Origin of the sequence: Microbacterium lacus (assembly GCF_002812805.1) — a bacterium.
Classification (GTDB): domain Bacteria; phylum Actinomycetota; class Actinomycetes; order Actinomycetales; family Microbacteriaceae; genus Microbacterium; species Microbacterium lacus_A.
In genome coordinates this window covers 307,655-326,354 of the sequence record NZ_NMUM01000044.1, presented here as the reverse complement: position 1 = coordinate 326,354, position 18,700 = coordinate 307,655, and the positions used below count along the sequence as shown (strand labels likewise).

Sequence of the window (18,700 nt, the reverse complement as noted above, 5' to 3'; positions counted from 1 at the left end):
TGCAGAACGCGTCACTGCAGAACCTCGGGCACCTCGCTGAGCAGCAAGCGACGACCCGTGTAGAAGGGCACCTCTTCACGAACGTGCATGCGCGCCTCGGTCGAGCGGAGGTCACGCATCAGGTCCACGAGCTCAACGACATCGTCCGCCTCGAGCGGCAGCAGCCATTCGTAATCACCGAGCGCGAACGACGCGACGGTGTTCGCCAGCACTCCGGTGAACGCCGCACCCTGGCGGCCGTGCTCGGCCAGCATCCGCCGCCGGTCGGCCTCGGGCAGCAGGTACCACTCGTAGCTCCGGACGAACGGGTACAGGCAGAGCCAGCCCTTCGGCTCGATACCACGCAGGAATCCGGGCACGTGCGCGCGATTGAACTCCGCGTCACGGTGGACACCCATCGCGTTCCAGCTCGGAAGGAGGTTGCGGAGCAGCTCCGTGCGTCGGAGGCGCCGCAGATCCCGCTGCAGATCTTCCGCGTTGTCGCCGTGCAGCCAGACCATCAGGTCGGCGTCGGCACGCATCCCGCTCACGTCGTAGAAGCCGCGCACCGTAACGCCGCCCTCTTCGATGAGCGCGACGATGTCTTCGAGCTCGGTCTCGTCGACCGCGACGACGGGCCGATCGGGATCGCGTCGCCAGACAGCCCACAGCGTAAAGCCCGAGGGATGCTCGGTTGCTGTGTCGTCGGCGGGCGTGGACGAGTGCGCGTGACTCACGGTCATACTCCCCAGTCTCACCCAGCGCTTCGGATCGGCCAAACCTGGCCGATCAGCCCTGTACCGATCAGCGTCGCGGCGCCGTATACAGGCGCACGCCCTCCCAAACGGCCAGCCCGACGACCGCGGCCACGCCGACAGCGACGGCGGCCGCCTGCAGGGGGCGGGTTTTCGCGAAAGCTCGTGCGCGGTGCACAGCCTTGTCCGTCACGCGCGCCGCGCGCTTGGGGAGGTTCGCCTTCTCCTCGATTGCCGCGAGCGCAGCCTTCAGCTCGGCCCGCGCCTGGGCGACGGGGTCGCCGAGCTGCGGCACGAGGGTCCGCGGCATCGGCACGAGAAGGCTGTCGGGACGCGGCGAGCTATGGGGACGAGGCTGGCGCGCCATGTCCGAACCTGTGGGGTCAGAACTCATCGCGTACCTCCCGGACGATGTCGAAATCCTCTTTCACGGCGCCGATGGGACTCTGGCGCCGTGAAGCTCGCTTGAATCGGGCGATGCCGAGCAGCACCAGAATCGCGACCACGACGAGCAGGCCCGCACCGATCACCAGCGCCGACAGCCACACCGGCCACACCGTCGCCAGCCCCGCGATGGCCGCGGTGCCGAAGACGGGAATCGTCCAGAACAGAACGGCGAGGGCGACGACGAGCCATCCCGCGCCGATCCCGTAGTCCTTGGCAGTCTTGGCAAGCCACGACTTCGCCTGGTCGACCTCGGCGATGACCAGGTTGCGGACGAGTTCGGGAACGTCACCGACGAGCGTCAACAGAGAGTCGTCGGCGCGGTCTCGCATACCTCGGGGGGATGCCACGATCAGCTCTTTTTGGCGCCGTCGGTGGACGCGTCGTCGATCTTCTTCTCGATGTTCGAGACGGACCGCTCGGCGGCCTTGGCCACGTCTTCCGAGCCGTCCTTGCCGGCCTTGATCGCCGCGTCGAGTCGCTGACCCGGCGTGGCGTCCTTGCCCTGCACCGCGCGGGTCACCTTGACGGCGCCGTTCCACACTGCGCCGGGGATCGCCATCGCGGTGGAAGTCGTGAAGTCCTTGGCGCGGTCGACCTGCTTCTGCACGGGGTCGAGGTTCCACACCTTGAGGGCTTGTTCCTTGATCTGTTCGTACCGCTCACGTCCCGCGCGGGTTCCGAGGACGTACCCCGCCGCCAAGCCGATCACGAGTCCCACTTTGCCCTTCATAGGGATCTCCTCACACTCGTGCTACGTCGTTTAGATCTTCGGTCCGAGTCTTTAGGTTAGTCCCGTATGCCAATTTCGGCATCCGGGTTGACATCATGGCCGTCGGTCCCACAAAAGGGCGGTGCGCACGCGTTCGCTCTCGGTCAGCGCGTCGGGGACGACCTGCGCCAGCCCCGTTCCCGAAACCCACGCGCCGACGACCCCGAGCCCCGGCACCGCGGCGATGTGCTGGCGGGCCGCCGCTGTCTGCGCCTCACGACCGATGACCGACGCCGGCTGGCTCTGCGTATAGCGCTCGCGGTGCGCGCCGACCAGCTGACTCGAGTCCAGCGGAACGCCGAGAAGAGCGGATGCCTCGGTCAGCGCAAGCGCGGCGGTCTCATCGTCCGTCAGCCCGGCGGTCGCGGCGGGTTCACCCTGGCTGCCGAACGACACGCGGACCACGTGGCGGTGCGGTGCGAGCGCCCGGGCGGCTTCGGCGAGCCAGGCCCACTTCGCGGTCGCGTGGGTAAGGGCCTTGGCGGTGTACGAACCGGGCACGGTGAGTACGCCCGAGCCGCGGGGCGCTGCGTCCAGCGCCGATGTGTCGAGAACGAGCGAGACGACCTCGATCTCGGGCGCGACGCCCGGGTCTGCCGATGCGTCGAGGCCGGTGTCGTCCGATGCGTCATTCGCCGGGGCGTCGAGGTCCGGAACGGACGGACGCAACAGGGCCCGCGCCATCCGTTCCTCCGTCGCGACGATCACGGCGTCCGCCGCGAGGGTGCCCGTTTCGTCGCCGAGGGTGCCCGTTTCCGGCGCCAGGGTGTCCGTTCCGCCGCCGAGGGTGCCCTCGATCTCGACCTGCCACCCGTCCGGGGTCCGCGTCAGCGCCGCAGCGGGCGTGTCCGTCCGTACGGTCACACCCAGCTCATCGAGGCGGGCGAGCAGGGCATCGACAATGCGCTGCATCCCTCCGCGGATTCCCTCGACCGCTCCCCCGGGCGCCTTGGTCGCACGCTCGGCGCTGAGGACCGAAACAGCACCGCTCAGCGATCCCGTGCGGGTGAGCGCGGCATTCAGGCCGGGCGCCGCGAGATCAACGTCGATATCGGCCGGGCGGGCCGAGTACACGCCCTGCACGACCGGGGCGACGAGTCGGTCGAGCACACGCGATCCCATCCGCGTCGACACCAGGGCACCGAGGCTGTGGGTGTGGCCGATCGTCAGGACCGGGCGCAGACGATCCAGATATGCCCGCCAGGCGCCGCTCCAGCCGATGATGCGGCGAACGTCCGGGTCGAACGGGTTCGCCGGGATGCCGAGCACTCCGCCCGCCGGGAGGGGTGCGGCGCCACCCGGCACACCGGGAATCCCGCCCAGCCACGCACGACCGCCGCTCGGCGCGACGACCTCAGACCCGAGACCCAGCTCGTCGATCAGACGACGCACGTGCCCGCCGCGCGTGGCGTAGCTCTCCGCCCCCACATCGAGCGTCAGCCCGCCGACGTCCGCCGTGCGAATCGCCCCACCGACGCGCGACGACGCCTCGAGGACCGTGACATCCATCCCGATCCGCGCGCACTCCCAGGCCGCGACGAGGCCCGCGATCCCGCCGCCGATGACGACGACCCGCGTATCGCGGGCCCGTTCGATCAGTTCGGCCGAGAACGGCGCCGAAGAGTCTGGGCTCACACGTTCTCCTCGTGGACGAGGCGCACGATGCGGGTGAGCACATCGGGGTCGGTGTCGGGGGTGACGCCATGGCCCAGGTTGAGGACGTGGGCGCGAGCCGCGCGTCCACGCTCGAGCACGTCGCGGACATGGGCCTCGAGCACGGGCCACGGCGCCTGCAGCAGCGCCGGGTCGATGTTGCCCTGCACGGTGACGTCGGGGCTGAGCACGCGAGCGGCGTCGTCGAGGGTCGTGCGCCAGTCGACGCCGACCGCGTCGGCCAGGCCGTCGAGGCGCATGTCGTCGAGGATCGGGCCGGTGCCGACGCCGAAGTGGATGATCGGAACGCGGCCGGCGACGGCGGACACGGCCGTGCGCGAGTGGGGAGCGGCGAACGCGCGGTAGTCGGCACGCGAGAGCGAACCCGCCCACGAGTCGAAGAGCTGGACGGCGGATGCTCCGGCGCGGACCTGCACGTCGAGGAACACCCCGGCGACCCGGCCGAGCCAGTCGGCGAGTGCGTGCCACGAGGCGGGGTCCGCGTGCATCATGGCGCGCGCCCGCAGGTGCTCCTTCGACGGGCCGCCCTCGACGAGGTACGCGGCCAGCGTGAAGGGCGCGCCCGCGAAACCGATCAGCGGCGTCGAACCCAGCTCTTCCGTGACCCGTCCGATGGCTTCGATGACGGATCCGGATGCCTCGGCCACCTCGGCCGGATCGATCGCCGTCAGGCGGGCGACATCCGCGGCGCTTCGCACCGGGTTCGCGAAGACCGGGCCGCGACCCGGTTCGATCTCGACCTCCACACCAGCGAGACGCAGGGGTACAACGATGTCGCTGAAGAAGATCGCGGCGTCGACGTGGTGGCGCCGGACCGGCTGGAGGGTGATCTCAGAGGCCAGTTCGGGGTCAAGGCACGCATCCAGCATCCGTGTTCCGACGCGCAGTTCGCGGTACTCCGGCAGCGACCGTCCCGCCTGACGCATGAACCAGACCGGCGCGCGGTCGGGTCGGTCGCCCCGGAGGGCGCGCAGCAGCGGGGCGTCGGAAAGTTGCATGGCTCCATCCTCCCCCGCACCCCGGGGTTCGGGCGAACTCCGGGCGCGCGGGCAGTGGGGGTGCACACGGAAGGTAAGCTGGATAGGTGCTGCTGTGTATCTCGGCGAGTCACAAGACCGCCGCATTCGATCTACTCGAGCGGCTCAGCGTACACACGACCGATATCGCTCCCCTCATCGCGGAGCACGACTCGTGCGTCCGCGGAGCCGTCGTGCTGGCGACGTGCAACCGCTTCGAGGCGTACGTCGACATGGACGAGCCCGTCACCGCGGCCGGTCCCGTCGGCGTAGAAGCCGTTCTGCTCGCCGCCGAGGCAGCCACGGGCGTCAGCGCTTCCGAGTTCGAGGGTTCGTACCGCGTGGTCACGGGTCCGGATGTCGCAGAGCACCTTTTCGCCGTTGCGTCGGGGCTCGAATCGGTCGTCGTCGGTGAGGGCGAGATCGCGGGTCAGGTGCGCCGAGCGCTGACCGACGCGCGCCGCCAGGGCACCACCTCGGGTGAGCTCGAGCGTCTTTTCCAGCGCGCGAGCGAGGCACAGCGCGGCGTGAAGAACGCCACCGCGATCGGTCGGGCCGGTCGCTCGCTCGTCCGCCTCTCGCTCGAGCTGGCCGACAGCCGCGTTGCGGACTGGACCGAGCTCGATGTCCTCCTCGTCGGCACCGGAGCGTACGCCGCTGCCACCCTGGCCGCGCTCCGCGACCACGGCGCCGAGCGCATCACGGTCTTCTCCCCTTCCGGTCGCGCACAGGTCTTCGCCGCCAAACACGGCATCGCATCCATCGACGACGCGGGCTATGCGCGCGCCGCGGCATCCGCCGACCTCGTCATCACCTGCACGAGCGTGGACCACCACGTCCTCGATGCGGCGCTGCTGCAGCGCGGGCGCGCAGAACTCTCGGGCGAGCTGCGTCGCATCACCCCGGCCGGAGCTGCGGAGTGCCCCGTGCCCCACGCGGCAGGCGCGCGACGCCTCGTGATCGATCTCGGGCTTCCGCGCAACGTCGACCCCGATGTCGTGACCGTCCCGGGCGTCGACCTGCTCGACCTTGAGACCGTGCGGCTGCACGCCCCGCTCGAAGAGCTACAGGCGACCGCCGAGGCACGCGAGATCGTGCGGGATGCCGCCCAGAAGTTCGCGCTCGCAGGACGCCGCCAGAGCCTCGCGCCCGCTGTCGTGGCGCTGCGCGAACACGCGTTCGCGGTGCTGGAAGACGAGATCGCGCGCGTGCGGGCACGCGGAGACGAAGACGGTCGTACCGAACAGGCGATGCGCCACCTGGTCGGCCGGCTGCTGCACGTGCCCACGACCCGCGCCCAGGACCTCGCGGCCCGAGGACGCGCGGACGATTACGTCGCGGCTCTCGGCACCCTATTCGGCATCGACGTCGGCGCGCAGGATTCCACGGCGCAGGATGCTGCAGCGCTGCGAGACTCCGCTGCCGTCGCCGACGGCGCCGCCTGACCCGTGACCGACACCCCGCCCGGGGCGCCCGGGTCGCTGGCGCGCGATGTCTACCGGGTCACAGGTGAAGACCGGCAGCTCAGCCCCGTGGCGCGCGGTGTGCGGTGGGTCGGCACCCTGGTCGCCGGGTTGGTCGATGTCGGTGACGCTCCGGCGTTGAGCGACATCGTCATCGTCCGGATCGCAGACGGCGGTGAGGCTCGACGCATCCGGGAGTCCTCGGTCGTCGATTTCGAGAAGACGATGCGGGCCATCGCCGCCGACCTGGAAATCCTGAGCCCCGAGGCGTTCGCCGAGGCCTGGCTTCCGGCCTGATTGCCTCGGCCGCCGCAGCACTCGCCCCAAGTGGGGCAGGTTAGGCGCTGTGGGGCAGGTTCCCCCCTGCCCCACAGCACGCAATCTGCCCCACTTCGCCGCATCGGGCCGTTCGCACGCCGATGTGGGGTGCGAAACTGATCGCATGACGCTGCACATCACGGGCGACGCCGCCGCCGACCGCCTTCTGAGCGATGATCCCCTGGCCCTGCTGATCGGGATGCTGCTGGACCAGCAGGTCGCGATGGAGACGGCCTTCGCCGGGCCGCTCAAGATCCAGGAGCGGGTCGGGTCCGTCGACGCCGCGACCCTGGCACACTACGACCCCGACCAGCTCGCCGAGGAGTTCAAGAAGACTCCGGCCGTGCACCGATACCCCGGGTCGATGGCCGGTCGGGTGCAGTCGCTCTGCACCGCGATCGAGGACGACTGGGGCGGAGATGCCTCTGCCCTCTGGACCCGCGATGCCCCCGACGGGCGCGAGGTCCTGAAGCGCCTCAGGGCGCTCCCCGGATTCGGTGAGCAGAAGGCGAAGATCTTTCTCGCGCTGCTCGGCAAGCAGTACGGGTACACGGGGGACGGATGGCGCGAGGCATCCGCTCCCTACGGTGAGGACGGTTCGTTCCGCAGCGTCGCCGACATCGTCAGCCCCGAGTCGCTGCTGAAAGTGCGAGAGCACAAGCAGGCGATGAAGGCCGCGGCGAAGAAGGCCTGACGCGCGCCCGACGCCGGACGCGGGGTGCACCTCGTCCCGTTGCTCGCCGAGACCGCCCGTTAGCGCCGAGGCCGCGGCCTATTCACCGCGAACAACCAGCAGCCTCGGCAACAACTGGCCGTCTCGGCGAGGGATGGGGGCCCGGACGCCGAGGCCCCCAGCTCGTCATTGGGTTCCCGCGAACGCACGACTTGGGCGCGAGTGCACGACTTGCGCACCGCACGTAGGCCGTGCACTCGCGCCGAAGTCGTTCACTCGGCGAAGAGGGCTTGCGCAGGGGCGCGAGGCTGCCGGTTAGTGCCGAGCGGGCCCCTTGTTCACCGCGGATAACAGGCGGGCTCGACAACAACCGGCGCGCTCGGCGAAGAGGCGGGACGGCGCATCGGGTGAGCCACGGGTTCAGGCGCCCTTCAGGCGCTCCGCGAGATAGGCGTGTACCTCATCGAGCGGCACGCGCTCCTGGGCCATCGTGTCGCGGTCGCGCACGGTGACGGCGCGGTCTTCGAGCGAGTCGAAGTCGACCGTGATGCAGAACGGCGTGCCGATCTCGTCCTGGCGGCGGTAGCGGCGACCGATCGCGCCGGCGTCGTCGAAGTCGATGTTCCAGTCGCCCCGCAGGTCGGCGGCGAGCTCGCGAGCGATGGGCGAGAGCTGCTCGTTGCGCGACAGCGGCAGAACCGCGACCTTGATCGGAGCGAGGCGCGGGTCAAGGCCCAGCACCGTGCGGGTGTCGGTTCCGCCCTTGGCGTTCGGCACCTGCTCTTCGCGGTAGGAGTCGACGAGGAACGCCATCATCGCGCGCGTCAGGCCGAACGACGGCTCGATCACGTAAGGCGTGTAACGCTCGCCCGTCGCCTGGTCGAAGTACGACAGGCTCTGCCCGGATGCCTCGCTGTGGCTCGTGAGGTCGTAGTCGGTGCGGTTGGCCACGCCCATCAGCTCGCCCCATTGCTTGCCCGGGAAGCCGAACGCGTACTCGACATCGATCGTGCCGGCGGAGTAGTGCGCCCGGTCGTCCTTGGGCACGTCATAGCGGCGCATGTTGGCGGGGTCGATGCCCAGATCGATGAACCAGTCCCAGCACGCCTCGACCCAGTGCTCGAACCACTCCTGCGCCTCGGCCGGGGGCGTGAAGAACTCGATCTCCATCTGCTCGAACTCGCGGGTGCGGAAGATGAAGTTGCCGGGCGTGATCTCGTTGCGGAACGACTTGCCGACCTGCCCGATACCGAACGGCGGCTTCTTGCGCGATGCCGTGAGCACGTTGGTGAAGTTCACGAAGATGCCCTGCGCTGTCTCCGGGCGCAGGTACGCCAGCCCCGATTCGTCGTCGACAACACCCAGATACGCCTTGATCAGGCCCGAGAAGGCCTTCGGCTCGGTGTACTGACCCTTCGTGCCGCAGTTCGGGCACGGCACATCCGCCAGCCCGTTCTCGGCCGCACGACCCTTGCGGGCCTCGAAATCCTCGATCAGGTTGTCGGCGCGAAAGCGCTTGTGGCAGTGCAGGCACTCCACGAGCGGGTCGGTGAACGTCGCGACGTGACCGGATGCCTCCCACACACGCTTGGGCAGGATGATCGACGAGTCGAGCCCGACCATGTCGCCCCGGCCGCGCACGAACGTCTGCCACCACTGGCGGCGGATGTTCTCTTTGAGCTCGGTTCCGAGGGGCCCGTAGTCCCAGGCCGAACGCGAGCCGCCGTAGATCTCACCGGCCTGGAAGACGAACCCGCGGTGGCGGGCGAGGGCGATGACCTTATCGAGGCGGGACTGTTCGGCCATGGTGGCTCCAATGGTCGGGGTGGTGACGGGGCAGGTGGGCGCACGAAGCGCGAGATCACGGGCGCGGCGGGGCTGTCATCACTGGAGCGGCAGAGCCGCGGCATCCTTCCCCGATCTTAGTCCGGGGCGCTCTGTCAGGCCGCCGGTTCGCCCGCCCACACGTCGACGGGCGGGAATAGCATCGGAGCATGAGCGAGCGCGTGTTCGATGTCGTGGTGATCGGTGCGGGGCCCGTCGGCGAGAACGTCGCCGATCGAGCCGTGCAGGGCGGGCTCACCGCCGCAATCGTCGAGGGCGAGTTGGTCGGGGGAGAGTGCTCGTACTGGGCGTGTATGCCGACGAAGGCTCTGCTGCGGCCGGGTGCCGCGTTGCGGGCGGCGCGGAGCGTCCCGGGTGCACGTGAGGCGTTCGGCGCACCCCTCGACGCCGAGGCGGCGCTGCACTTCCGCGACAAGGCGACGTCGGGATGGGATGACGCGGGCCAGGTGTCCTGGCTCGATAGCGCGGGCATTACCCTCGTCCGCGGACACGGGCGCATCGCCGGTGTCCGCCGCGTCGAGGTGACGACCCCGGATGGCTCGGTCGAGATCCTCCTCGCACGCCACGCGGTCGCGGTCTGCACGGGCACGTCCGCGGTCATCCCCGACATCCCGGGACTCGCGGATGCGTCGCCCTGGACCAACCGGGAAGCCGCGGCCGTGCAGGCCGTACCGAAGCGCCTCGTCATCGTCGGGGGCGGGGTCGTCGCCTCCGAGTTCGCCACGGCGTTCTCGAGCCTCGGCTCGCATGTCACCATGCTCGTCCGCGGCGATGCGCTGCTCGCGGCGAACGAACCTTTTGCCGGCGAACTCGTGCTCGACGCACTGCGCGAAGAAGGCGTCGACGTTCGCACCGGGACTTCCGCGACGCGCATCGAACGGACGGCGGATGGCTCGCTCACCATCTCGCTCGGCGACTCGCCCGACGCGGAGGAGTTGCAGGCCGACGAGATCCTGATCGCCACGGGCCGACGCCCTCGGACAGACGACATCGGGCTCGACTCGGTCGGCCTGGAGGCCGGCCGCTCGCTGGCGACCGACGACACCCTGCGCGTATTAGGTGCGAACGGGACGCCCGTCGGCGCCGAGGACGACGCGCCAGGCTGGCTCTACGCGGTGGGCGACGTCAATGGCCGGGTGCTGCTGACGCACCAGGGCAAGTACCAAGCGCGTGCCGCGGGTGACGTCATCGCGGCCCGTGCCCTGGGAAAACCCGTCGACGACGCCCCCTGGGGCCGCCACGTCGCCACCGCGGATCACGCCGCCGTGCCACAGGTCGTCTTCACCGAGCCCGAGGTCGCCGCGGTCGGCATCACCACCGCTCAGGCCGAGCGCGAGGGCCGAGGGGTGAAAGTCGTCGACTACGACCTGCACAACATCGCCGGCGCCTCGGTCACCGCGCAGGGATACACGGGTCGCGCGCGCCTGATCGTCGACCCCTCGACCCGCACGGTGGTGGGCGCGACCTTCGTCGGGGCGGGAGTTGCAGATCTGCTGCATTCGGCGACCATCGCGGTCGTGGGCGAGGTTCCGATCGAGCGCCTGTGGCACGCGGTGCCCTCGTACCCGACGCTCAGCGAGGTGTGGCTGCGCCTGCTCGAGGCCCTCGGCCGCGACACGGCCTAACCGCCGAAACCACACCAGTCGGCGACCCAGGCGAGGACCTCACCCTTGACCTCGGCCGGCGCCGCAACCTCGACAACACCGACCACGCCACCCACCTCGACGGTCACATCGAAGATCGTGCCGCGCTTGTCTTCCATCACGGCGTGCGGATCGCAGCGCAGCGGCACGAGGGGCACTCGAACCTGCTGGGGCGAGCCCGAACCGCCGATCTCGGCGTCCACGACGAACGGCGCCGCGCCCGCCGCGTCGAACATGAGCAGCGGGGTCGTCTCGACGGTCTCGACGAGCGCCGAGCCCCCACCGCCCGAGGGGGCAATCTCGAGCGTCAGGTGCGCCGGGGCCGGGGCATCCGACGGCTCGAATCCGGACCACGACATCACCGCGACATCCGCGAGACGCTCGCGCAGGCACTCTTTCTGGTGCAGCAGCGGGATGAAAGCAAGCGGGTCGGGGATGGATGCCTCGGCGATCGAGGCCCGTCCGTTCACCTCGTACTCCAGCTCGATCGTCGCCGCATCGGCCTCAGCGTCCGCGTCGCACACGACAGGCGGCAGGGCGATCCGGATGTCGAGGGTGCGCCCAGAAGCGACCTGCGCGCGCTTGTCGCGCACGATGGGCGCCTCGAACCGCGGGTCGACGATCTCGAGCCCCGTGATCACCAGATCGTCCTCGCCCGCGTTCACCAACCGGACCTGGGCGGCGCGATCGATGACATCCGAGCGCAGCTGAATCAGCTCGACGCTGACTCCCGGCGGCAGGGCCCCCGGCCGCGGATCGGACGGAGCGCAGGCCGTCAGCGCGAGCCCAGTCGCCAGCACGGCGACGAGCAAAGCACCCAGACGAGCACCCTTCGACACGCTCAGGGAGCGGGAGGGCACAACCCTCATTTCGAGCCGTTGGTCGCCACGTGCTCGGCGAACAGACCGGGCCACGCCATGATCCCGTAGGGCGTCCGCGCGATGACGATCCGGCTCTCGGGGATCAGCTCGTGGAGCTTGTTCGCCGTCTTGACCGGATGCGTCCGATCACCGGTCCACGCGAGGATCAGCGTCGGCACGTCGATGCGCGCGATGTCCCGCCGGTCGGGCAGATCGGTCGAGGCCGCCCCGCGCATGATCGTCGGGAGCAGCTTCTCGCTGATCGAGGGCCGCGTCTCGGGCATGTCGGCAAGAGCCGGCGGGACGGGCGCCGTGCTGCCCGCCTCGACGAACGCGCTGATGCCGTGCTGCTCGACGAGGTCGGCGTTCTGCAGATACGTTGCGGCCTGGGCGCGGCGACTGCCCCACGCGGTCGGCGGCACCACGAGCGTCAGGCTCGCGAACCGCTTGGGTTTGCGCACGGCGGCGTGCAGCAGCGTGCCCGTGCCCATCGAGGGCCCGATTCCGTGCACCTTCTCGCCCGGCGCGACGTGATCGAGCAGTGTCAACAGGTCGCGCGCCAGTCGATCCCAGCGGTAGCTCGACGGATTCTTCTTGCCCGTCGACCCGCCGTGCCCGCGCGCGTCATACCTCAGCACGCGGTGGTCGCGGAGTGCGCGGCCGAGATCCAGCCCCAACTGGGCGTCACGCACGCGGCTCGACGTCAAACCGTGCAGTTGAACCACGAGGGGGCCGCTGTCGCCCGTGATGTCGTAGTCGAGCGTGGCACCCCCGACGTCGAGTGTGGGCACGAAACCTCCGGTTGCAGGCGGGAGTCACAGGCGCGAGATATTCGCCCCCTAGACTACGGCGCCATGCGCCTGACGAATGTCGCCCAGATGTCCCTGCCCCGGGGCACCCTGCAGAGCTTCGCGACGCGCGCGAGCGAGCGACCCGGCAAGCGGCTGCCGATCTCGTTCGACCAGCGTCGGCACGTCGGCGAGGGCACCCGCCCGGGCTCGTGGATGGCGGTCGCCTTCCGCCTCCCGGTCGGGGCAACGCTCGACGATGTGGCGGCGGCGTGGATGGCGGTTATCGCCCGACACGGGACCCTCCGAAGCGCCTTCTCGTATAACGACGCGGGCGAGCTCGCGCTGCACGAGGTCGACATCGAGGGCGGCGAGTGGCTGCGGCATCCGGTCGGCGACGACGAACTCACCCGCGATGCGCTGCGCGATGTGTTCGATGCCGCGTGTTCGCCGTTCGAGCGACCCTCGCACCGGGTGTGCGTCGTGATTCCCGACGCCCCCGACCCGCTCGACCCCCGTCCCACGGCGGTGATCGGCTCGGACCACGCCCACGTCGACATGTGGTCGCTGCTCGTGCTCGTGCGCGACATGGTGACCCGCCTGTCGGGCCATCCGGGCGCCGAACCCGTGCCCGCGGCATCCTTCGCCGAACATTCCGACGTCCTCGAACGGATGCCTCCGGCTCCGGCAGATGTCCGACAGCGCTGGAGCGACATCCTGGCAATCGAGGACGGCGCCATGCCCGCCTTCCCCCTTCCCCTCGGCGATCTCTCGTGCCCGCGCCGCGAGGTGGTCGAGGTGCGCGACGTCCTCTCCGCCGAAGAAACCCGAGTTTTCGAGGCACGGGCAACCGACCGGGGCGTCCGCATGACCGCGCTTGCGCTCTCGGTTCTCGCCGAGACGACGGCACGCGTGAGCGGCGCCCCGCTCCGCGCCGTTTTTCCGGTGCACAGCCGAAACGAGCCGCGCTGGCATGACTCGGTCGGCTGGTTCATCACCAACTCCGTCATCCAGTTCGCCGCGACCGACCCCATCGCATCCGCCGCCGCCGTCAAAGACGCGCTCGCGCTCGGCTCGTATCCGCTCGCACCCATATTCGCGCCGTACGGCGGTATGCCTGCGGGGCCCGGCATGTTCGCGATCTCCTGGCTCGACACCCGGCGCCTGCCTCCCGTCGAGGGGGCACTGGGGATCCAGTACGTCTCTGCCGTCATCGAGACGGACGGCGTCATGATCTGGTTCATCGTCAACGACGACGGCCTGCATCTGCGCTGCCGCTACCCCGATACTCCCGAGGCGCGCGCGAACGTGGGCGGGTGGCTCGACATGATCGAAGCGGGTCTGCGCGACGTTGTATGAGCGCACAGGCGCGGTTCTGTGACCACGATGCGCGCGCCCAATCCCTCTCAGTGGGCACTGGCGCCCCGCACCCCGCCGACCCGCCGATAGCCTGAGTCGGTGGGTTCACGTGAAGCAGGCGACAGAAATCGCCTGACACGTATCCCCCCGCAGGGCGCCATCGTCGCCGTTCTGGCCCTCGCCGGGCTCTGCGCGTCGTTCATGTACACGCTCGTCGTGCCCATCCAGGCCAAGCTCCCCGAGTTGCTCGACGCGTCCCGCGAGGACACCGCGTGGGTCGTCACCGCGACGTTGCTGACCGCGGCGGTGATCACCCCGATCGCCGGACGCCTGGGCGACATGTACGGCAAACGGCGGATCATCATCGCGCTCCTGGCGTGCCTGATCCTCGGCTCGGTGATCGCGGGCCTGTCAAGCAACATCGTCGGGGTCATCATCGGGCGCGCGCTGCAGGGCGCCGTGACGGGAGTCGTGCCGCTCGGCATCTCGATCCTGCGCGATGTCGTCCACCGCGACCGGCTCGGCACATCCGTCGCCCTGATCAGCGCGACCATGGGCGTCGGCGGAGCACTCGGGCTGCCGCTCAGCGCCCTCGTGACCGAGCGGACCGACTGGCACGTGCTCTTCTGGGTCGCCGCCGCGCTCGGCGCGATCGTGTTGGTGCTGGTCGTCTGGATCGTTCCGGTGAGCGTGCTGCGCACCCCCGGCCGCTTCGACTACATCGGGGCCCTCGGACTCGCCGTCGGCCTCACCGGCATCCTGCTCGCCATCTCGCGGGGGAGCGAGTGGGGCTGGACGAGTGCCCCGACTCTCGGGTGCGGGCTCGGCGGTATCGTCGTGCTGCTCGTGTGGGGCTGGTACCAGCTGCGCGCCGCCGAGCCACTCCTGGATCTGCGAGTGGCCGCCCGTCGCCCCGTCTTGTTGACCAACCTCGCCTCGATCGGCATGGGCTTCGCACTCTTCGGATCGAACATCATCTTTCCGCAGCTGCTCGAACTGCCCGTCGGATCGGGCGCCGGCCTGGGGCTCTCGCTGATCGGCGCCGCCCTCGTGGTCATGCCCGCGGGTCTCGTGATGATGTTGATCTCGCCCCTCGCCGGGCGACTGGAGCGGACGATCGGGCCGCGCGCCCTGCTGACCGGTGGCGCCATCGCACTCGTCATCGCCTACGCGTTCGTGTATTTCTTCTCGAGCGAGGTCTGGCACATCCTGTTCGCCAACATTCTCGTCGGGGTGGGCATCGGACTCGGATTCGCCGGGATGCCGATGCTGATCATGCGCGCCGTGCCCGCGAACGAGACCGGCGCATCGAACGGCCTGAACGCCCTTTTCCGTTCGGTGGGAACGAGCACAGCGGCCGCGGTGCTCGGCGCCGTGCTCGCGGCGATGTCCCAGCCGTACGAGGGCGTCGCGGTTCCCACGGCCGCGGCGTTCCAGACGAGTTTCCTGCTCGCCGGCGGCGCCGCGGTGATCGCGCTCGTGCTGTCGCTCCTGATCCCCCGCCACGGGCCGCCCGTCGACCACGCGTCCATCCCCGACGGACGCTGACCTCCGCGCTCATCGCCAGCGAGCGCGGCGATCGACCCGCCGGGGACGAGGGCTACTAATCTGGCGCCCATGACCGACGAACACGGCTCCGGGTCGACGCAGACCGGCGAAGCATCCGTCACCCGTCAGACGGGCAGCCGCGACACCCGATTCTTCGGACAGCCCTGGGAACTCGCGCACATCTTCGGCGTCGAGATGTGGGAGCGCTTCAGCTTCTACGGCATGCAGGGAATCCTGCTGATCTACCTGTACTACTCGGTCGCCGAGGGCGGCCTGGCCATCCCGCAGCCGATCGCCGCCGGGATCGTCGGGGCCTATGGCGGCGCGGTGTACCTCTCCACGATCCTCGGCGCATGGATCGCGGACCGCCTGCTCGGCTCGGAGCGCGTGCTGTTCTACAGCGCAATCGTCATCATGGCCGGGCACATCGCGCTCGCCCTGCTGCCCGGTGTCACCGGTGTCGCGGTGGGCCTCGTGCTGGTCGCCGTCGGGTCGGGCGGGCTGAAGGCGAACGCGACCTCCGTCGTCGGCACGCTCTACGCGGCCGACGACCCCCGCCGGGATTCGGGCTTCTCGCTCTTCTACCTCGGCATCAACCTCGGCGCGTTCCTCGGTCCGCTGCTCACCGGACTGCTGCAGACCACCCTCGGTTTCCACTGGGGCTTCGGTCTCGCGGCCGTGGGCATGGCGTTCGGCCTGATCCAGTATTCCTTCGGCCGTAAGCAGCTGCCCGACGAGGCGCGACGGGTGCCGAACCCCCTCCCCCGCGCGCGTCGGGCGCTCGTGATCGGCGCGGCACTCGCCGGGATCGCCCTCGTCGCCGTCGCCGTGCTGGTCGGAGTGGTGCGGGTCGACAACCTGTCGCTCGTCGTCATCGTCGTGACGCTCGTCGCGACGATCGCCTACTTCGTCGTCATCATGTCCAGCAAGCGCATCACGGCCACCGAGCGTTCGCGGGTCGTGGGGTTCATCCCCCTGTGGATCACGAGCGTGGCTTTCTGGTCGCTGTACCAGCAGCAGTTCACCATCCTGACGATCTACTCGGACGAGAAGCTCAATCGCAACCTGTTCGGTTGGGAGATGCCGGTCTCGTGGGTCCAGTCGATCAACCCCGTCTTCATCATCATCCTGTCGGGCGTCTTCTCGGCCCTCTGGTTGAAGCTCGGACGCCGCCAGCCCTCCACTCCGGTCAAGTTCGCCCTCGGCGTCGCGATCATGGGCGTCGCCTTCCTGCTCTTCCTGCCCTTCTCGGGCGGGGGCGCGAACTCCACACCGCTGCTCGCGATCGTCGGCATCCTGTTCGTGTTCACCGTCGCCGAGCTGCTGCTCTCGCCGATCGGGCTCTCGGTCAGCACGAAACTCGCGCCCGAGATGTTCCACACGCAGATGGTGGCGCTGTTCTTCCTGTCGGTCGCGCTCGGTACCGCGATCTCGGGATGGCTCACGCAGTTCTTCGACGTGAACAACGAGGCGCCCTACTTCGCCATCCTGGGTGCGATCGCCATCGTGGTCGGGCTCGGGATGGTCCTGGCGGTCCGGCCCGTGCTGAAGCTGATGAAGGGCGTGCGCTGACCCGCCCGCGCGCGCGTCAGACGAGGCGTAGCTCGGCGTCGATCGCCGCACCCGTGCGCAGCAGCGCGGGAACGTAGCGCTCGATCTGGTGCTCCGCACTGTCGCGGGTCGTGCTCGACGAGACGTTGATAGCCGCGGTCACCGCGCCGTCCCGATCGTGCAGGGGCACGGCGATCGAGCGGAGCCCCGACTCGAGCTCACCGTCGACGAACGCCCAGCCCTGCTCGCGCACGCGCACGAGCTCGTACCTGATGGACCCGCGGTCGGCCAACGTGTGATCCGTGAAGGCCCGCAGATCGGACGCCTCGAGCACAGCGTCCACCGCGGCATCCGGCAATCCGGCGAGGAGAGCCCGGCCGATGCTCGTCGCGTAGGCCGGGAAGCGCGTGCCGATCGTGATGCGGACGCTCATGATCCGCCGCGTCGGTACTCGGGCGACGTAGACGATGTCGGTGCCGTCCAGAACGCCCGCCGAGACGCTCTCGTCGACCTCACGCGAGAGCCGCTCGAGGTGCGGCTGCACGACCTCGGGAAGCGACAGCGCCGAGAGGTAGCTGAAGCCGAGCTCCAGCACGCGCGGCGTCAGGGCGAACGACCGACCGTCACTGCGGACGTAGCCGAGCGTCTCGAGCGTGAGCAGAAACCTCCGGGCCGCGGCGCGGGTGAGCTCGGCACGACGGGCGACTTCACTGAGCGAGAGTTCCGGGTGCTCCGCATCGAACGCGCGGATCACCCCGAGCCCGCGAGCGAACGACTGCACGAACGTGCCGGATGCCGAGGCATCCGCTTCGCCCTCGTCCATGCGTCTACCGCTCGAGGACGACGGCGAGGCCCTGACCGACGCCGATGCAGATCGCCGCGACCGCGACTCCACCTCCGCGCCGCTTCAGCTCGTGCGCCGCGTGGCCGATGATGCGGCCGCCCGATGCGCCGAGGGGGTGGCCGATCGCGATCGCGCCCCCGTGGATGTTGAGCTTGTCGGGGTCGAGCTCGGGCCAGAGCTTCAGGCACGCGAGAGACTGCGAGGCGAATGCCTCATTGAGCTCCACGAAGTCGACGTCCGCCCAGGTGCGACCAGCACGGGCGAGCGCGCGGTTCGCCGCCTCGACGGGCGCGATACCGAACACGTCGGGGTCATTGCCGAACACGCCGCGCCCGGTGATGCGCGCGAGCGGGTCGATGTCGAGTGCGCCCTCGGAACCGAGCAGAACGGCAGAAGCTCCGTCGTTGATCGAGGATGCGTTGCCGGCCGTCACCGAACCGTTCTTCGCGAAGAGCGGGCGCAAGCCGGCCAGCTTTTCGAGCGATGTGTCGGCGCGGATGCCCTCGTCGCGGGCGAGCTCGGCGCCGGGCACCTGAACGATCTCACCGGCGTAGGCGCCGGCGTCCCAGGCCGCGGCTGCCAGCTGGTGACTGCGGAGCGTGAACGCATCCTGTGCTTCGCGCGAGATGTCGTAGAGCTCGGCGAGCTTCTCGGCCGAAGCGCCGTTGCTGATCGTCCAGTCTTCGCGGAGCGCCGGGTTGGTCATACGCCACCCGATCGAGGTGTTCCACATCGTCTGGTTGCCAACGGCCGGCCACGGCTTCGGCGACTTCTCGACGACGAAGGGCGCGCGGCTCATCGACTCGACTCCGCCGGCGAGGATGATCTCGGCGTCCCCCGACTCGATGGCGCGAGATCCCTGAATCACGGCCTCGACGGCCGAACCGCACAGGCGGTTGACCGTCACGCCGGAAACACTGGACGGGAACCCCGCGAGCAGCGCGCCGAAACGAGCAACGTTGCGGTTGTCCTCCCCCGCCTGGTTGGCGTCGCCGAAGATCACATCGTCGATGCGGGCAGGATCAAGGCCCGTCCGCTCGGCGGCGGCCTTCATGACCACGGCGGCGAGATCATCGGGACGGATGCCGGACAGGGCCCCGCCGGCCCGGCCGAACGGGGTGCGGACGGCGTCGTACACATACGTGGCGGTCATGCTGATTCTCCTTGC

At 69.7% G+C, this 18,700-nt stretch carries 18 protein-coding genes; 7 read left to right on the top strand and 11 right to left on the bottom strand.

What is annotated here, in order from left to right; translation table 11 throughout:
- Positions 1-11: 11 nt before the first annotated feature.
- The 6 genes from hemQ to hemE form a co-directional block, all read right to left on the bottom strand.
- On the bottom strand, positions 12-722 hold the full coding sequence (gene hemQ / locus CGU34_RS16385) for a hydrogen peroxide-dependent heme synthase (RefSeq protein WP_100814714.1): 711 nt from the start codon (positions 720-722) through the stop codon (positions 12-14).
- A 61-nt stretch (positions 723-783) separates the two neighbouring features.
- Complete coding sequence (locus tag CGU34_RS16380) at positions 784-1,128, bottom strand: hypothetical protein (RefSeq protein ID WP_332870630.1); 345 nt, start codon at positions 1,126-1,128, stop codon at positions 784-786.
- A complete protein-coding gene (locus tag CGU34_RS16375; protein WP_100814713.1) occupies positions 1,118-1,528 on the bottom strand; it encodes a phage holin family protein in 411 nt (136 codons plus the stop codon). The genes CGU34_RS16380 and CGU34_RS16375 overlap by 11 nt, the downstream gene beginning before the upstream one ends.
- Positions 1,529-1,530: 2 nt before the next feature.
- A complete protein-coding gene (locus CGU34_RS16370) occupies positions 1,531-1,911 on the bottom strand; it encodes a hypothetical protein (RefSeq protein ID WP_100814712.1) in 381 nt (126 codons plus the stop codon).
- A 93-nt stretch (positions 1,912-2,004) separates the two neighbouring features.
- Entirely contained in the window at positions 2,005-3,585 is a 1,581-nt protein-coding gene (locus tag CGU34_RS16365) for a protoporphyrinogen/coproporphyrinogen oxidase (protein ID WP_100814711.1), read from the bottom strand.
- Positions 3,582-4,622 carry a uroporphyrinogen decarboxylase gene (hemE, locus tag CGU34_RS16360; protein ID WP_100814710.1) on the bottom strand — a complete coding sequence of 347 codons (1,041 nt, stop codon included), beginning with the start codon at positions 4,620-4,622 and terminating at the stop codon, positions 3,582-3,584. The genes CGU34_RS16365 and hemE overlap by 4 nt, the downstream gene beginning before the upstream one ends.
- An 86-nt stretch (positions 4,623-4,708) precedes the next feature.
- On the opposite strand from hemE, the gene CGU34_RS16355 reads away from it, so the two are divergent.
- From CGU34_RS16355 to CGU34_RS16345, 3 genes are all read left to right on the top strand, one after another.
- Positions 4,709-6,085, top strand: coding sequence for a glutamyl-tRNA reductase (locus CGU34_RS16355; protein WP_100814709.1), 1,377 nt, complete (start codon positions 4,709-4,711; stop codon positions 6,083-6,085).
- A 3-nt stretch (positions 6,086-6,088) separates the two neighbouring features.
- The gene (locus tag CGU34_RS16350) at positions 6,089-6,400 is read left to right on the top strand and encodes a hypothetical protein (RefSeq protein WP_100814708.1); all 312 of its coding nucleotides are present in this window, start codon (positions 6,089-6,091) and stop codon (positions 6,398-6,400) included.
- 145 nt (positions 6,401-6,545) lie between these two features.
- Positions 6,546-7,115 carry an HhH-GPD-type base excision DNA repair protein gene (locus CGU34_RS16345; protein ID WP_100814707.1) on the top strand — a complete coding sequence of 190 codons (570 nt, stop codon included), beginning with the start codon at positions 6,546-6,548 and terminating at the stop codon, positions 7,113-7,115.
- A 399-nt stretch (positions 7,116-7,514) separates the two neighbouring features.
- Here CGU34_RS16345 and CGU34_RS16340 read toward each other — a convergent pair whose 3' ends face one another.
- Positions 7,515-8,900, bottom strand: coding sequence for a glycine--tRNA ligase (locus CGU34_RS16340; protein WP_036297279.1), 1,386 nt, complete (start codon positions 8,898-8,900; stop codon positions 7,515-7,517).
- Positions 8,901-9,088: 188 nt separating this feature from the next.
- Between CGU34_RS16340 and CGU34_RS16335 the strand changes: the two genes are divergently transcribed.
- The gene (locus CGU34_RS16335; protein ID WP_100814706.1) at positions 9,089-10,564 is read left to right on the top strand and encodes a dihydrolipoyl dehydrogenase family protein; all 1,476 of its coding nucleotides are present in this window, start codon (positions 9,089-9,091) and stop codon (positions 10,562-10,564) included.
- Here CGU34_RS16335 and CGU34_RS16330 read toward each other — a convergent pair.
- Together CGU34_RS16330 and CGU34_RS16325 are read right to left on the bottom strand one after the other, a co-directional pair.
- Entirely contained in the window at positions 10,561-11,442 is an 882-nt protein-coding gene (locus CGU34_RS16330; RefSeq protein WP_100814705.1) for a hypothetical protein, read from the bottom strand. The two genes, CGU34_RS16335 and CGU34_RS16330, sit on opposite strands and share 4 nt — an antisense overlap.
- Positions 11,443-11,447: 5 nt before the next feature.
- Entirely contained in the window at positions 11,448-12,233 is a 786-nt protein-coding gene (locus CGU34_RS16325) for an alpha/beta fold hydrolase (protein ID WP_036297275.1), read from the bottom strand.
- A gap of 63 nt (positions 12,234-12,296) precedes the next feature.
- Here CGU34_RS16325 and CGU34_RS16320 point away from each other — a divergent pair, with 63 nt between their 5' ends.
- The 3 genes from CGU34_RS16320 to CGU34_RS16310 all read left to right on the top strand — a co-directional run bounded on the left by CGU34_RS16320 (position 12,297) and on the right by CGU34_RS16310 (position 16,709).
- Positions 12,297-13,589 (top strand): peptide synthetase, encoded by a 1,293-nt coding sequence (locus CGU34_RS16320; RefSeq protein ID WP_036298663.1) that lies wholly within the window; start codon positions 12,297-12,299, stop codon positions 13,587-13,589.
- 141 nt (positions 13,590-13,730) lie between these two features.
- The gene (locus tag CGU34_RS16315; protein WP_036298668.1) at positions 13,731-15,137 is read left to right on the top strand and encodes an MFS transporter; all 1,407 of its coding nucleotides are present in this window, start codon (positions 13,731-13,733) and stop codon (positions 15,135-15,137) included.
- Positions 15,138-15,206: 69 nt separating this feature from the next.
- Entirely contained in the window at positions 15,207-16,709 is a 1,503-nt protein-coding gene (locus CGU34_RS16310) for a peptide MFS transporter (RefSeq protein ID WP_051513492.1), read from the top strand.
- Between the two features lie 16 nt (positions 16,710-16,725).
- Here CGU34_RS16310 and CGU34_RS16305 read toward each other — a convergent pair whose 3' ends face one another.
- Both CGU34_RS16305 and CGU34_RS16300 read right to left on the bottom strand, forming a co-directional pair.
- Positions 16,726-17,511 carry an IclR family transcriptional regulator domain-containing protein gene (locus CGU34_RS16305; RefSeq protein WP_051513493.1) on the bottom strand — a complete coding sequence of 262 codons (786 nt, stop codon included), beginning with the start codon at positions 17,509-17,511 and terminating at the stop codon, positions 16,726-16,728.
- A gap of 4 nt (positions 17,512-17,515) precedes the next feature.
- Positions 17,516-18,685: a thiolase family protein gene (locus CGU34_RS16300; protein WP_036298590.1), complete on the bottom strand. Its 1,170-nt coding sequence runs from the start codon at positions 18,683-18,685 to the stop codon at positions 17,516-17,518.
- Positions 18,686-18,700: the final 15 nt, after the last annotated feature.

What these genes read in the sequence shown, in the direction of transcription:
- CGU34_RS16370 (WP_100814712.1), bottom strand. Translation starts at nt 1,911, where the DNA reads ATGAAGGGCAAAGTGGGACTCGTGATCGGCTTGGCGGCGGGGTACGTC.
- CGU34_RS16300 (WP_036298590.1), bottom strand. Translation starts at nt 18,685, where the DNA reads ATGACCGCCACGTATGTGTACGACGCCGTCCGCACCCCGTTCGGCCGG.
- hemQ (WP_100814714.1), bottom strand. Translation starts at nt 722, where the DNA reads ATGACCGTGAGTCACGCGCACTCGTCCACGCCCGCCGACGACACAGCA.
- CGU34_RS16335 (WP_100814706.1), top strand. Translation starts at nt 9,089, where the DNA reads ATGAGCGAGCGCGTGTTCGATGTCGTGGTGATCGGTGCGGGGCCCGTC.
- CGU34_RS16380 (WP_332870630.1), bottom strand. Translation starts at nt 1,128, where the DNA reads ATGAGTTCTGACCCCACAGGTTCGGACATGGCGCGCCAGCCTCGTCCC.
- CGU34_RS16320 (WP_036298663.1), top strand. Translation starts at nt 12,297, where the DNA reads ATGCGCCTGACGAATGTCGCCCAGATGTCCCTGCCCCGGGGCACCCTG.
- CGU34_RS16310 (WP_051513492.1), top strand. Translation starts at nt 15,207, where the DNA reads ATGACCGACGAACACGGCTCCGGGTCGACGCAGACCGGCGAAGCATCC.
- CGU34_RS16340 (WP_036297279.1), bottom strand. Translation starts at nt 8,900, where the DNA reads ATGGCCGAACAGTCCCGCCTCGATAAGGTCATCGCCCTCGCCCGCCAC.
- hemE (WP_100814710.1), bottom strand. Translation starts at nt 4,622, where the DNA reads ATGCAACTTTCCGACGCCCCGCTGCTGCGCGCCCTCCGGGGCGACCGA.
- CGU34_RS16345 (WP_100814707.1), top strand. Translation starts at nt 6,546, where the DNA reads ATGACGCTGCACATCACGGGCGACGCCGCCGCCGACCGCCTTCTGAGC.
- CGU34_RS16305 (WP_051513493.1), bottom strand. Translation starts at nt 17,511, where the DNA reads ATGGACGAGGGCGAAGCGGATGCCTCGGCATCCGGCACGTTCGTGCAG.